11 protein-coding genes and 1 pseudogene are annotated in these 13,685 nt (G+C 70.5%); 7 read left to right on the forward strand and 5 right to left on the reverse strand.

From position 1 onward, the window contains the following. Positions 1-3 precede the first annotated feature (3 nt). Genes AC3AGO_RS34115 through AC3AGO_RS34125 form a run of 3 tightly spaced genes read right to left on the reverse strand, consistent with a single transcriptional unit; the run spans position 4 to position 3,549 of the window. Complete coding sequence (locus AC3AGO_RS34115) at positions 4-936, reverse strand: ABC transporter permease (protein ID WP_487824167.1); 933 nt, start codon at positions 934-936, stop codon at positions 4-6. A gap of 3 nt (positions 937-939) precedes the next feature. After that, complete coding sequence (locus AC3AGO_RS34120) at positions 940-1,869, reverse strand: ABC transporter permease (protein WP_487824168.1); 930 nt, start codon at positions 1,867-1,869, stop codon at positions 940-942. Between the two features lie 3 nt (positions 1,870-1,872). After that, positions 1,873-3,549, reverse strand: a complete 1,677-nt coding sequence (locus AC3AGO_RS34125; RefSeq protein ID WP_487824169.1) for an ABC transporter substrate-binding protein — start codon at positions 3,547-3,549, stop codon at positions 1,873-1,875. 230 nt (positions 3,550-3,779) lie between these two features. Here AC3AGO_RS34125 and AC3AGO_RS34130 point away from each other — a divergent pair, with 230 nt between their 5' ends. Together AC3AGO_RS34130 and pdxA are read left to right on the forward strand one after the other, a co-directional pair. Then, a complete protein-coding gene (locus tag AC3AGO_RS34130) occupies positions 3,780-5,246 on the forward strand; it encodes a four-carbon acid sugar kinase family protein (protein ID WP_487824170.1) in 1,467 nt (488 codons plus the stop codon). 83 nt (positions 5,247-5,329) lie between these two features. Next, positions 5,330-6,301: a 4-hydroxythreonine-4-phosphate dehydrogenase PdxA gene (pdxA, locus tag AC3AGO_RS34135; protein ID WP_487824908.1), complete on the forward strand. Its 972-nt coding sequence runs from the start codon at positions 5,330-5,332 to the stop codon at positions 6,299-6,301. Positions 6,302-6,618: 317 nt separating this feature from the next. Here the strand turns inward: pdxA and AC3AGO_RS34140 are convergent, their stop codons facing one another. Continuing rightward, the gene (locus AC3AGO_RS34140) at positions 6,619-7,239 is read right to left on the reverse strand and encodes a TetR/AcrR family transcriptional regulator (RefSeq protein WP_487824171.1); all 621 of its coding nucleotides are present in this window, start codon (positions 7,237-7,239) and stop codon (positions 6,619-6,621) included. A gap of 223 nt (positions 7,240-7,462) precedes the next feature. Here AC3AGO_RS34140 and AC3AGO_RS34145 point away from each other — a divergent pair, with 223 nt between their 5' ends. From AC3AGO_RS34145 to AC3AGO_RS34165, 5 genes and pseudogenes are all read left to right on the forward strand, one after another. Next, positions 7,463-8,272, forward strand: a complete 810-nt coding sequence (locus tag AC3AGO_RS34145; protein WP_487824172.1) for an SDR family NAD(P)-dependent oxidoreductase — start codon at positions 7,463-7,465, stop codon at positions 8,270-8,272. 47 nt (positions 8,273-8,319) lie between these two features. Beyond that, a complete protein-coding gene (locus AC3AGO_RS34150) occupies positions 8,320-9,489 on the forward strand; it encodes a serine hydrolase domain-containing protein (protein WP_487824173.1) in 1,170 nt (389 codons plus the stop codon). A 125-nt stretch (positions 9,490-9,614) separates the two neighbouring features. Beyond that, positions 9,615-10,904 (forward strand): cytochrome P450, encoded by a 1,290-nt coding sequence (locus AC3AGO_RS34155; RefSeq protein WP_487824174.1) that lies wholly within the window; start codon positions 9,615-9,617, stop codon positions 10,902-10,904. 97 nt (positions 10,905-11,001) lie between these two features. Continuing rightward, positions 11,002-11,973: a PDR/VanB family oxidoreductase gene (locus AC3AGO_RS34160; protein WP_487824175.1), complete on the forward strand. Its 972-nt coding sequence runs from the start codon at positions 11,002-11,004 to the stop codon at positions 11,971-11,973. A gap of 47 nt (positions 11,974-12,020) precedes the next feature. Beyond that, positions 12,021-12,179 (forward strand): annotated as a pseudogene (locus AC3AGO_RS34165) (IclR family transcriptional regulator domain-containing protein); the annotation flags it as partial. 208 nt (positions 12,180-12,387) lie between these two features. On the opposite strand, the gene AC3AGO_RS34170 reads toward AC3AGO_RS34165, so the two are convergent. After that, the gene (locus AC3AGO_RS34170; protein WP_487824176.1) at positions 12,388-13,470 is read right to left on the reverse strand and encodes a tartrate dehydrogenase; all 1,083 of its coding nucleotides are present in this window, start codon (positions 13,468-13,470) and stop codon (positions 12,388-12,390) included. Positions 13,471-13,685: the final 215 nt, after the last annotated feature.

Here is a 13,685-nt window from a genome sequence, read left to right on the forward strand (position 1 = left end):
GTTTCAGGCCCCCTTTTCCGTGAGCTGGGTACGGCGGCCGCGTGGCGACGGCGTACGGTCCCGCAGTCCGTCGCCGAGCAGGTTGACGCCGACGACCAGCAGCGCGATGACCAGGCCCGGCAGGGTGACCAGCCACCACGAGGTGGTGAGGTAGTCCTGGCCGTCGGAGACGATGCGGCCCCAGGTGGCGAACGGCCGTTGCGGGCCCGCGCCGAGGAAGCTGAGCGCGCTCTCCAGCAGCACCGCCTGCGCGAGGAGCAGCAGGACGACGAGGCTGGCGGGGCGCACGATGTTGGGCAGGACGTGCCGTGCCAGCACGTGCCGGCCGCGCAGGCCGAGGACCTTGGCGGCAGCCACGTACGGCTTCTCCCGTTCGACCAGCACGAGGGAGCGGGAGAGCCGGGCGACCTCCGGCCACTGTGCGACCGCGATGACGCAGGTGATGACGGTGACCGAGGGCCCGAAGAGGGCGACCACCAGGAGGAGCATCATCAGCAGGGGCAGGGCGAGTTGGGCCTCCAGCACGCGGGAGACGACGGTATCGAGGAAACCGCCGAAGTAGCCGGCGGCCGAGCCGGCGACGATGCCGATCACGCCGGAGACGAGTACGGCGAGCAGCCCGACGGTGAGGGAGACCTGGCCGCCGTGCAGCACCCGCGAGAGCAGATCGCGGCCGAGCTGGTCGGTGCCGAACAGGTGCCCGTCGGTGAGCGGCGGCAGCCTGCGGCGGCTCAGATCCTGTTCGTTGGCGGCGGGCAGCGGCAGCAACTGGGCGAGCACGATGGGCAGGACGACGAGCGCGGTGCACACGGCGCCGGCCCACAGTTTGATGCGGGCGCCCCGCTGCTGCCGGGTGGCGGTGGCCCGCGCCAGGTCGCGCGCGGTCACGGCGCTCGGCCGTTCCCCGGACGCGGCCGTGGGGAGGACGGTGGTCATGGCTCAGGCCGCCTTTCCGAGGCGTACCCGCGGATCGAGCAGCGGATAGGCCAGGTCGACGAGGAGTTGGACGAGGACCGCGAGGGACGCGGTGACCAGGACGGTGGCCTGGATGAGCGGATAGTCGCGGGTCTCCAGGGCGCGGACGACGAGCGAGCCGACGCCGGGCCAGCCGAAGACGACCTCGACCACGACCACGCCGTTGAGCAGCGCCGCGAAGCGCGTACCCAGCGCGGTCAGCAGCGGCACACCCGAGTTGGCGAGGGCGTAGCGCCAGGTCAGCCCCCGCTCGGACACACCGCGCGAGCGGGCCACGGTGACGTACGGGGAGGCCAGCGCGGCCGTCATCTCGCGCCGCACCAGCCGGGAGATCAGGGCGAGTTGGAGAACGGCGACGGTGATCGTGGGCAGGACGAGGCCGCTCCAGGTGGTGAAGCCGGAGGCGGGCAGCACCGGTATGAGCACGGTGAAGAAGGTCAGCAGCATCACACCGGTCCAGAAGTCCGGCATGGACTGCCCGGCGACGGTCGCGACGTTCGCACCCAACTCGCGGGCCGTGTCGGCCCGTCGGGCCATCCACACGCCGAGCGGTACGGCCACCACGGCGGTGACGGCGATCGCCGAGGTGGCGAGGGTGAGCGTGTACGGCATCCGGTCGAGGACGACGTCGAGGGCCGGGGCGTGGAAGGAGTAACTGGTGCCCAGCTGCCCGGTGACCAGCTCCTTGAGGAACATCCCGTACTGGGTGAACAGTGGCTCGTCCAGCCCGAACTGGGCCCGTACGCGCGCGAGTTCCGCGACCGACGGGTTGGGCCCGGAGTAGGCGGCGGCGGGATCACCGGGGGCGAGGCGTACCAGCAGGAAGACGGTGCTCAGCGTGAGGAAGACGGTGAGCAGGCTCTGTCCGGCGCGGCGGGCGAGGTAGGTCGGCACGGCTCAGGCCTCCAGTCGCACGGCGGACAGCTCGTAGGAGTTGAGCGGCTGGATCGACAGATCGTGTACGCGTTTCCTGCGCGCGAGCAGCGTCTTGGGCGCGAACGCCCACAGGCTCGGCCAGGTGTCCCATATCGCATGCTGCACGGCGCTGAGCTTGCGGGCCCGGTCCTTGTCGTCGATGTCGGTGGCGGCGTCCGACAACTGCCGCTCGATGCGCGGGATCACGTAGCCCATGAAGGCATCGCCCGTACGGTCCTTCTTCGCCGTCCCGCCGTACATGCCCTGCAACATCGTCAGCGCCTGCCCGGTGGGGCTGCTGAAGCCGTTGCCGATGACGTCCCAGTCGCCGCCCCGCCCCTGACGCCACTTCAGAATGTCGCCGCCGGGCTCGAATTGCTGCAACGAAGCCCGTACGCCGACGTCCTTGAACATGTCGAGCACGGCCTCCATGACGGAGGTGTCCGCAGCGAACTCCCCGGACTCCCAGATGATTTTGACCCGCAGGTCTTCCGCGCCGAGCGCCCGCAGCCGCTTGCGCGCCTCGCCCGGATCGTAGGCGTAGGACCCGGTGCGTACGGCGCCGTCCAGCCCGAGCGGCACCACCCCTGCCGCCTCCTCCGCGGTGCCGGTGAGGACATCGCGTACGAGGGACGAGCCGTCGACCGCGTACGTGAGCGCGTGCCGCACCCGTGCGTCGGCCAGCGGATGCCCGCGCGGCTTGCGGAAGTTGAAGAAGAGCTGGCACATGCGCGAGCCGGTGGTCTCGTCCAGGTGGACGCCCGGCAGGCCGGTGAGCTGCTCGGCGGAGTCCGGAGTGAGCGTGTCGACCACGTCCAGTTCGCCGCTGCGCAACGCCACGACCCGGCTGGACTCCTCCGGCACGAACCGCACGCGTACCCGCTCCACGGCCGGACGCCGGCCCCAGTACCGGGGGTTGCGGGCCAGCGTGTACTCGCCGGTGCCACTGTTGGCGCTCACCACCCGGTACGGGCCGGTGCCCAGGCCACTGCGCAGCTCCTCGGGGCGGTTGGCCTGCGCCGGGGTGATGTGGATGTTGGCCATCAGCCGGTCCAGGTACGGCATGGGCTGCTCGGTGTGCAGCTTGAACGTACGTTCCCCGGTGGGCTCGATGGTGGGCAGCTCCGGGAACAGGCCGAGCAGGAAGGAACCTTCGACCTTCCCGTACATGCGCAGGGCGGTGTCCACGTCCTGCACCGTGACGGGACTGCCGTCCGAGTAGACGATGTCCTTGCGCAACCGCACGCTCCACACGGTCGGTTCCGTCATCTCGAACCGGTCGGCGAGGACGAGCTGCGGCCGCATCCCGGGCCCGATACGGGTGAGCGTCTGGCGCACCGCGCGCTGCACGGTGACCGCGGCCTCGAACTGGTTGAGCTTGTTGTCCAGGCTGACCAGCGAACGGTTCAGGCCGAGGGTGAGTGTGCCGGGCCCGGGGGCTCCGGTGGGGCCGGCGCAAGCGGTCAGCGGGAACGGGCCCAGGGCCGCGCCGGCGGCGGCGCTCCAGCGCAGGAGGGTGCGGCGGCGGGGTGGTTGGGGGCCGGGTGGCGTGGGGTCGGGCGGTTGGTGACCCGGTGACCGGGAGCCGGTCGGCTGGGGGCCGGGGGATTGGGAGCCGGGTGGCCGGGGTCGGGGTGCGCTCGGGGGAGGTGGGGTCATCGTCGACCTTCTCGCGTTCAGGGGCGTCGCGTTCAGTCGCTTCGAGGGGTGGCGACCGGCTCGTGCTGCCGCTGTCCCGAGGGGTTGGGGGAGCGGCGGTTTATCGCGTCTTTCGCGTCAGGAAAGGTGGCACGGCTGCGTGTTGTGCGCAAGAGGTATCGCGCAGATCGCGCAAGCTGTGCCATCATCGGCGCCCGAGACCGCCCGACCGGACGGCCCGAGGAGGTCCCGTGTCCCTCAACTCCCGCAACGCGCGCAGTCCATGGCGGGTCCTGGCCCTCGCGGACGACCTGTCCGGCGCCGCCGAAACCGCCGCCTGCCTGCGCCTTCCCGCCCGCATCGCCCTGGACCCGACCGCGGCTCGGCGGCCCGCGCCGGGGGAGGCGACGGTGCTCGACCTGGACACGCGCGGGCTGTCGCCGGATGCTGCGGCGGGCATCGTCGACGGGGTCCTCCGCCGTTGTCCGGCCCGTGATGACACGCTGCTGTTCAAGAAGACCGACTCACTGCTGCGCGGCAACCTCGCAGCGGAGGCTGTCGCGTACGCCGAGGGTTCCGCCGGTGTCGTGATCGCGCCCGCGCTGCCGGTGAACGGGCGGACCGTACGGGACGGGGTCGTCCACCTGCACGGTGTGCCGCTGCACGCGACCGACGCGTGGCGGGCGGAACCGCGTCCGGCCCCTCGCTCGGTGGCCGATGCGCTCGGTGGGCTGCCGGCTGCGGTCGTACGGCTGGAGGTTGTGCGCGGGCCGGGGCTGGCCCGCAGGCTCCGGGCGGTCATTGATGAGGGACGGCACCCTGTGTGCGACGCGGAGACCGACGCGGACCTCGATGCTGTCGCGGACGCAGCGCTTCAACTCGGGCCGGGCGTGCGCCTGATGGGGACGGGCGGGCTGGCGGGGGCGCTCGGACGCATTCTTCCCGGTCCCGGTCCCGGAGCCGGCCCAGGTCCCGGTTCCGGAGCCGGAGTCGGGCCCGGGACCGGAGTCGGCATCGGGGCCGGCCCCGACACTGGTTCTGGCTTCGGCTCCCGCAGCGGAGTCGGCTCCGGCACTCGCACCGGCACAGGCTTCGACATCGGCATCGACGTCGAGACCGGCAGCGATGTTGCCGTCGGAAGCAACCCGTTGCCCACGCCGGTGCCCGACGCGACCACGACGACCGTACGTCCCCTACTGGTCGTCGTCGGCACCGCCGAACCGGCCGCTGCTGCGCAGATCGCGCAACTTACCGCCCTCGGCGCCGCACACACCGCGCTGCCCGCCGACGAACTCGCCCCACCCGACGCCACCCCCCGCCTCACCGTCGACCGGCACGGCATCACCGTCGTCAGCATCGACGCCTCCCGTGGCCTGCACCCCGAACGTGCCCGCCTGGCCGACGGCCTCGCCCGTACGGTCGCCGCCCTGCCCCACACGGCCGACCTCGTCCTCACCGGCGGCGAAACCGCCCGCCGCGTCCTGGAAGCGCTGCGCATCGGCGAGTTGACGCCCCTGCGCCAGATCCACCACGGCGCCGTCCACTCCCGTACCGCCGACGGCCGCCACGTCGTCACCCGCCCGGGAAGCTACGGCGCCACCGACTCCCTCCTCCGCATCGCCCGCGCCCTTCGACCACGCCTCCCCGCGCCACCCCCGCAGCACAGGCAGCAGCCCGCACAGGCCAACTCGCCCGTACCACAAGGAGAAACCCCGTGAACGCAGTCCCGACCGCCGCCCGCGCCGAGCAGCCCGGCCAGTCCGACGAACCCGCCCGGCCGCTCCCCATCGTCGCGGTCACCATGGGCGACGGCGCAGGCATCGGTCCCGAAGTGATCGTCCCGGCACTGCTACACCCCGACACCCTGCGGGTATGCCGCCCCGTCGTCATCGGTGACGCCGAACGCCTCCGCCAGGCCGCCCAACTCCTCGACGTCGCCTGCGACATCGTGGCCGTCGACAACCCCGCCGCGGCCGAGTTCGCCCCGGGCCGCCTCAACGTCATCGACCTTCAGCTCCTGCCGGCCGACCTGCCCTGGGGCGAGCTGTCAGCGGTGGCGGGTGAAGCCGCGTACCAGTACATCCGCGTCGCCGCCGAACTCGCCGTCGCAGGCGAGGTCCAGGCCATCTGCACCGCACCCCTCAACAAGGGGGCCCTGCACGCCGCCGGCCACATCTACCCGGGACACACCGAACTCCTCGCCGCCCTCACCGGAGTCGACGAGGTCTCGATGATGCTGTCCACCCCCAAGGTGAAGGTTGTCCACGTCACCACCCACATCGGCCTCATCGACGCCGTCCGCCTCATCGAGCCCGGCCTCGTCGAACGCACCGTCCGCCGCGGCCACGAAGCGATGACCCGCGCCGGAACCCCCGAACCCGTCATCGGCGTCTGCGGCATCAACCCGCACGCGGGGGAGAACGGCCTGTTCGGCCACGGCGAGGAGGACGAGAAGATCGTCCCCGCGCTGGAGGTCCTGCGCGCCGACGGCATCGACGCCCGCGGCCCCCTCCCCGCCGACACCGCCTTCTTCCTCGCCTCCCGCGGCGACTATGACCTCATCGTCGCCATGTACCACGACCAAGGACACGGCCCCGTCAAGGTGTTGGGCATCGAAGCCGGCGTCAACATCACCGTCGGCCTCCCCGTCATCCGCACCTCAGTCGACCACGGCACAGCCTTCGACATCGCCGGCACGGGCCGCGCCGAGGCAGGCAGCATGATCGAAGCGCTGCGGCAGGCGGCGGAGATGTCCACGGCGGCCGTGGGCTGAACAGCGGGGCGAGAGAAGAGCGGTGGGCTGAACAGGGGGCGAGAGAAGAAGGATATTTGCGACGGGACCCACGGCCCGGCAGAGCCGGATCGCCAACCTCGTCACGCCATGAGACGCGCCGGCATTGACGAACTCCCGGCCCTCCGAGGCGGACGCGTCGCACGTCGAATGCCTCGGCGGCCCTCTCCCGCTCCGTCAGCGTGATGCCTGCAGTGCCGAATTCACCGCTCCGCCTCCGTCACACCGGCGCAGCAGGGAGCGGGCCGGCGGTGCAGACAGGCCCCGGGCGGAGCTGACACCGGTTCGCGGAGCTGTGGTCAGGGCCGCTTCAACGCAGCCCACCACTGCTCTGCGAGCACGTCCACGAGCTGCTCGCGGTCGTGCGGAACCGACCGAACAGCCGTGAAATACATGGCCCGTTCCAGCTGACTGATCAGTGTGATGAGGCGGAGCCGTGCACGGTCCCGGTCGGCCCCCTCCGTGAACGCGGCCAGATGATTCGCCATGGCGCCCGCGGCCCGGACGGTGCTCTCGTACCAACGGTCCGCCACCCTCGGCTCGATGGCCAAGGCCTGCTCGAAGGCCTCGAAGCGGAGCCTGTCGCGTTCCCACCAGGCGACAGTGCGGTCGAGCCACTCCCGGACCGAATCGAGAGTGGGATCCGCGAGCTGATCGAGCTCGCGGTAGGACTCCAGCACGGAGGGCTCCATGCGCTCCAGCAGCGCGATGACCACATCGGCCTTGCTCGGGAAGTGCAGATAGAACGTGGCGCGGCTGGCGCCGGCTGCCGAAGCGATGTGTGCGGCGGTCACGGCCGCATAGCCCCTGTCGCGAAACGCCTCGAAGGCGGCATCGACCAACCGTTCGCGGGTGAGCTGCTTCTGAGCATCCCTCAGGGATGTCCCCTCCGACCGGGCCGCTTCCCTCGCCTCCGCCATGCGTGTCACGTCCTCACCGAATGCGCGGCAGCGCCCCTGCTCGTAACGGCCTTCACCGCCGTCAGCGGGCCTCCCGTGTTCCCCCGTGCCGAAGTCGCGATCATGACAGCAAATTTACCACTGAACATGCGTCCTCTCACTAGACGCCTGTCTAGTGAAATGGCATGGTGGCCCGCATCGCAGCCCTGCCGCTTGCAGGCAGGGGGACTTGAGGAGGAGTCGGATGAAGCTGCACGGCAAGGTCGCGTTCGTCACCGGAGCCGCTTCCGGCATCGGAGCCGCGACCGCCAAGCTGTTCGCCGCCGAAGGGGCGACGGTCATCGGGGCGGACCTGTCCGCGGAGAAGGTCGCTGACGCACTGGGCGACGCCGGCCGCGTCCAGGGCATGTCGCTGGACGTCAGCGACAGCGCCGCAGTCGACGCCGCCTTCGGCGCGGTGGAACGAGAGCACGGACGGCTCGACGTGCTGGTCAACGGCGCCGGGGTCAACGCCCCCACCAAGAAGGCCAACGACCGTCTGGTCGAGATCAACGTGGAGGCGTTCCAGGCCGCGGGCCGCGGGGAGACCTACCACCCCGACTTCCTGAGCGAGACCACGGACGAGGACTTCGCCAAGGTCCTCGCGGTCAACCTGACCGGACCGTTCTACTGTCTGCGCGCGGCGGTTCCCCTGATGCGCAGGAGCGGTGGCGGATCAATCGTCAACATCGCCAGCGTGGCCGCGCTGGTCGGTGCGCCCATGCCGCTGTACTACCCGGCGTCCAAAGCGGGCGTCCTCGGCCTCACCCGGGCCGCGGCCGGCGAACTGGCCCCGCACAACATCCGGGTCAACGCGGTCGCCCCCGGCGCGGTGGACACCCCGCTGCTGAACGCGCAGCCGCCGGAGATCGTGGAGGGCATCGTCTCGATGCAGCCCATCAAGCGGCCCGCCACGCCCGACGAGCTGGCCCGCACCATGCTCTTCCTCGCCTCCGACGACGGCGCCTACTACACGGGCCAGACGCTCTCGCCGTCCGGCGGCCTGCACATGTGATCAGGCGTCCTTCTCGCCCCGAACCTTCCGCACAGAGAGGAACAAGCGTGATCAACGAAGAGCACAGTGGGCTGGACGCCGCAGCCCTGCACAGGCTCCGGGCCGCCATCGAGGGTGACATCGAGGACGGGCGGTACGACGGAGCCAACATCATCGTCTCGCGTCATGGCGAGATCGGTCTTCAGGCCTCGATCGGCTGGTCCGACCGGAAGGCCGGACGCGCCGCCGCCCCGGAGGACATCTACCGGATCTTCTCGATGACGAAGGCGTTCACCAACGTTCTCGCCCTGCAGGCGGTCGACCGCGGAGAACTGGCGCTCACCACCCGAGTCGTCGACGTCATACCCGAGTTCTACGGCCGCGACCGCTTCCGCACCGCGCGCAAGGACAGGGTCAACCTCGCGCACCTGCTCACCCACCGCGCGGGCCTGGTGACCACGCCCACGCCGCTGCCCTACGACGAGCTGGGAGACCTCGGCAAAGTTATCGACGCCGTCTGCCAGCTCGACGTGGTCGGCGAACCGGGCACGACACTCAACTACTCACCGGCGCTCAACCACGTGCTGATCGCCGAGATGGTCCGCCGCGCCACCGGCGCCGATTCGGTGCGCGATCTGATGAAGCGGCAGATCTTCGAGCCCGTGGGCATGGACAGCACGGCCCTCGGCGCTCCCCGGAAGTGGGCCGAGCGCTACGTGCCCATTCGCGCGAGCTTCCCGGACGGCGGATGGCTGTCCACCTCGGACATCGAGGTGATGGAGGAGATCATCACCGAGGAAGCCGAGATGCCCTGGGTCGGCGCCGTCTCCACGGTCGAGGACATCCACTCCTTCGCCGAGATGCTGCGCCGGCGCGGAGAGTACGGCGGCAAGCGCGTCCTCTCCCCGGCGATCCTGGAACTGGCCGCCACCAACCAGACCGGCGACCTGCCCAACGACCTCTACCGAGGGCTGGCCGAGGCGCGCGGCTGGGACGTGCCCCCGGGCAACTTCGGCCTCGGCTTCGCCCTGTCCGGAACGGGCACCCACGCGTCCTTCTTCGGCCCGACCACCAGCCCGCGTACGCACGGCAATTACGGTGCCGGCTCCACGCTGTTCTGGGTCGACCCCGAACGCGACCTGACCTTCGCCTGCCTGACCGCCGGCGTCATGGAGGAGAGCGAGAACGTGCTGCGCTTCCAGCGCCTGTCGACCCTGGCCGCGGCCGCCGCGCTCTGACCCGGCCGCCTCCAGCCGGCCTCACCCGACGGGCCGCCTGGTGACAACTCCCTTTATCCGCCGTGGAGTTCGGCACCCCCTGCCGAAAAACCTTCCTTCCCCACACCACTCGGAGTGATCAACAGATGACTCAGATCGCGGGCCGGCCGGCCCCACCCCCAGGGTTCGACCCGTTCAGCGACGCGTATCTGCGCGACCCGGCCTCGGCCTTCGTCCGCGCCCGCGAAGAAGCCCCGGTCTTCTGGCACGAAGGGCTCGGCACCTGGGTGGTCACCCGCCGGGCCGACATCGACGCCATCCTCATGGACTGGGAGAGCTGGTCCTGCCAGGCCAACGGCGGACGTCTTCCCGTACCCGACGAGTACGCCGACGTCGTACCGCCGGAGCTGATGGCCGAAATCATGATCGGTATGGATCCGCCGAAGCACACGGCGGCCCGCAAGGTCGCCCAGCGCGGATTCCTCAAGCCGGTCATCGAGGCCCTGGCCCCCGAGATCGAGGCCCGCGCGCACCGGATCCTCGACGGGTTCGCCCACCTCGGCGCCGCCGAGCTGATGGAGACGTACTGCCTGGAGCTGACGACCCAGACGCTGATGGCGCTGCTCGGCTTGTCCACCGAGGACGAGCCGATGATGCGGCAGCTGCGCGACGATCACTTCCGGGTGATGGCCAGCGGCCGCGAGCCGATTCCGGAGCCGGAGCGCGGCGAGGTCTGGAGCCGGTATGCGGCCGCCCAACTGCGCCTGCGGGAGCTCGCGGAGGAACGCCGGGGCGGTGATGGCGACGACATCATCACCCTGATGGCCAGGGCGAAGGACAGGGAAGGCAACCACGCTCTGTCCGTGGAGCGCATCGCCATGCACCTCACGGAATTCGCCGCTGCCGGTACCGACACCACGGCGCAGGCCATGGCCAACGCGATCCTTTTCCTGTCCGAGGCCCCGGACCAGCTCGCCGAAGCGCAAGCCGAACCGGCTCTGTGGGGCCGGGTGTTCGAGGAGACCGTACGGCGTCGCCCCTCTGCGCCGTTCGCGTCCCGAGTGGCCACCCGGGACGCGGAGATCGCCGGAGTGACCATCCCCGAAGGGGACATGGTGTGGCTGGCGCTGGCCAGTGCCAACACCGACCCGGCCTCGGTCGCGGACCCCCTGCGCTTCGACATCCACCGCGACGGGCTCGACGCACACGACCACTACGCCTTCACCAAGGGCCGTCACACCTGTCTGGGTGCACCTCTCGGCCGGACCCAGGGGGCCATCGGACTGCGCGTGGCCTACGAGCGGCTGCCCGGACTGCGAGCCGTACCCGACCAGAAGCAGGACTTCCTCCCCCTGGCCATGCTGCCCATCCGCCGCAGCCTCCAGGTCACTTGGACCCGGAACGAGGCCGGGGCCTCCGAGAGCAAGGAGCACTGAGATGACCGCCTTCGTCCGCAACCAGTGGTACGTCGCCGTGTCATGCAGGGCGTCTTGACCCTCAACGTCCTCCCGGCTCAGCACAAGGAGCAGCAGCATGACCAGCACTGTGCCCGTGCGCACCGAAGCAGAACTCGACGTGCGCCTGGTGCGCAAGGAGACACTCGCCGACGGCGTCGTCCGCCTCACCCTGGCCCATCCCGCCGGAGATCCCCTCCCCGCCTGGGAACCGGGAGCCCATCTCGATCTGGTTCTCGGCCCGGACCTCGTCCGCCAGTACTCACTGTGCGGTGATCCCGCGGACAGCTCCGTCCTCCAAGTGGCGGTCCTGCGCGAGGGCGCGGGGCGGGGAGGCTCCGTCCACGTGCACGACGCACTCGACGAGGGAGCGACTGTGCGGATACGGGGGCCGCGCAACAACTTCCCGCTGGTCGACTCCCCGCGCTATCTGTTCATCGCGGGCGGCATCGGCATCACGCCCATCCTTCCGATGATCGCCGAGGCCGAACGGCGCGGCGCGGACTGGCGACTCACCTACGGCGGACGTACCCGCGAGTCCATGGCCTTCGCCGCACACCTGGACCGGACCCACCCCGGCCAGGTCGACGTATGCCCCCAGGACGAGACCGGCCATCTCGACCTCCCTGCCCTGCTCGGGACGCCGCAGCAGGACACGGCGGTCTACTGCTGCGGCCCCGAGCCGCTGCTCGACGCGGTCGAGACGGCGTGCGCCCCGTGGCCCGAAGACGCCCTGCACGTGGAGAGGTTCGTCCCGAAGGCGCGTACGGACGAGGCGGAGGACACCGCCTTCGAGGTCGAACTCGCCCAGTCCGGCGTGACGTTGACGGTGCCGGCCGAGCGCTCCGTCCTGGACGTGGTCCAGGAAGCGGGGGCCGACGTCCTCTCCTCCTGCGAGGAGGGCACCTGCGGCAGCTGCGAGACCGCCGTACTCGCCGGCGACCCCGACCACCGCGACTCGCTACTGAGCGAGAAGGAACGCGCCGCCGGAGACGTCATGTTCGTCTGCGTCTCCCGCGCCAAGTCCCGCCGGCTGGTCCTGGACCTGTGATTTCGCCTCGATCCCGACGTGGTTCATCGGCTGCACGATCCGATGTAGTGAGCTGCATCGCCGCACCTGTCTTCGGCCGCGGCGGCACCGTCGTCGTCGCGCTCTCCGTCGCCGTCGACCGGAAACGCTTCCGACCCACCCGCCTCGCCCCGGCCGTACGCACCGCGGCACTCGGACTCTCCCGCACCTTCAGCGCCCGCAGCTGACGTCCGGACAACGCGGCAGCGAGTTCCGCGACCGCGGCGTGACGGTGGACGTGGCGATGCCTGAAACGGATGTCTCCGACAGAGGTGCCTCAGCCGGCCGCGGCAGAAATCGGGGCGTGGGTGCGTCTGTGCATGCACCCACGCCCGCCCCGTGGTGCATCCACGCTTCAACGGGCGTACGCGGAAAGGGCGGGTGACCTGATGGGTGTCAGTCGCCCAGGGCGTCGATGAGGGCCTTGGTGACGTCGTCGGTCGTGGAGGTGCCGCCCAGGTCGCGGGTGAGGAGGCCGGCGGCGGTGGTGGAGGCGATGGCCTTGCGGAGGCGGTTGCCCTGTTCGGGCAGGCCGAAGTGGTCGAGCATGAGCGCGGCGCTGCCGACGGCCCCGATGGGGTTGGCGAGGCCCTGCCCGGCGATGTCGGGGGCCGAGCCGTGGACGGGCTCGAACATGCTGGGGAAGCGCCGCTCCGGGTTCAGGTTCGCGCTTGCGGCCAGGCCCAGGCTGCCGGCCAGTGCGCTGCCCAGGTCGGAGAGGATGTCCGCGTTCAGGTTGGAGGCGACCACCACGGAGAGGTCTTCCGGCTTGAGGACGAACTTCGCGGACATGGCGTCGACGAGGACGCTCTCGGTCTCCACGTCCGGGTAGTCCTCGGCGACCCGCTTGAAGACCTCGTCCCACAGGACCATGCCGTACTGCTGGGCGTTGCTCTTGGTGACGCTGGAGACCTTCTTCCGGTCCCGGGTACGGGCCAGATCGAAGGCGAAGCGGATGATCCGCTCACAGCCGACCTCGGTGAACAGGGCCGTCTGTAGGGCGACTTCGTTGCCCGGCCCACGTCCGGAGAGGTTGCGCCCGCCCAGCCCCGCGTACTCGCCCTCGCTGTTCTCCCGTACGACGACCCAGTCCAGCGGCGTGTCATCGGCCTTGCGCAACGGGCTCTGCACACCGGGCAGGAAGTTTACCGGCCGGACGTTGGCCCACTGGTCGAAGCTCTGGCAGATCTTCAGCCGCAGACCCCACAGGCTGATGTGGTCGGGGACGCTGGGCCAGCCCACCGCGCCGAAGTAGAGCGCGTCGAAGTCCTTCAGACGCTCCAGACCGTCGTCGTCGATCATCTTGCCGGTCTGCTCGTAGTAGCCGCAGCCCCACGGGAATTCCTCCCAGTCGAAGGCGAAGGCGCCATGGGATTCCGCGGCCAGTGCGTCGAGGACGGCACGCCCCGCGGCGACGACCTCCGTCCCCACGCCGTCGGCGGGTATGGCGGCGATACGGAAAGTCCTGGGCGTGGTCATGGCTGCCTCCTGCACGTGGGGAACGTCTTCTGCGACGTTCACGAGTCAACACAGCGCGGTGGTGAGGCGTCCAAGACATGCTTCCGATGCCACGTATAGGCGGGGCCGATGGGTACGGCCGCAGTGGTACGTGGCGCTGTCGCTGTAACGGTGTTCCGCCGCCGTACGTGGATCCGCATCCGTGCGTGGCTCCGTGGCAGCACGCGGCACCTGCG

This window comes from Streptomyces sp. BL1 (assembly GCF_057628045.1).

Excerpts from the sequence above, each read along its gene's own strand:
- AC3AGO_RS34115 (WP_487824167.1), bottom strand. The coding sequence starts at position 936 with ATGACCACCGTCCTCCCCACGGCCGCGTCCGGGGAACGGCCGAGCGCC.
- AC3AGO_RS34125 (WP_487824169.1), bottom strand. The coding sequence starts at position 3,549 with ATGACCCCACCTCCCCCGAGCGCACCCCGACCCCGGCCACCCGGCTCC.
- pdxA (WP_487824908.1), top strand. The coding sequence starts at position 5,330 with ATGGGCGACGGCGCAGGCATCGGTCCCGAAGTGATCGTCCCGGCACTG.
- AC3AGO_RS34140 (WP_487824171.1), bottom strand. The coding sequence starts at position 7,239 with ATGGCGGAGGCGAGGGAAGCGGCCCGGTCGGAGGGGACATCCCTGAGG.
- AC3AGO_RS34145 (WP_487824172.1), top strand. The coding sequence starts at position 7,463 with ATGAAGCTGCACGGCAAGGTCGCGTTCGTCACCGGAGCCGCTTCCGGC.
- AC3AGO_RS34155 (WP_487824174.1), top strand. The coding sequence starts at position 9,615 with ATGACTCAGATCGCGGGCCGGCCGGCCCCACCCCCAGGGTTCGACCCG.
- AC3AGO_RS34160 (WP_487824175.1), top strand. The coding sequence starts at position 11,002 with ATGACCAGCACTGTGCCCGTGCGCACCGAAGCAGAACTCGACGTGCGC.
- AC3AGO_RS34170 (WP_487824176.1), bottom strand. The coding sequence starts at position 13,470 with ATGACCACGCCCAGGACTTTCCGTATCGCCGCCATACCCGCCGACGGC.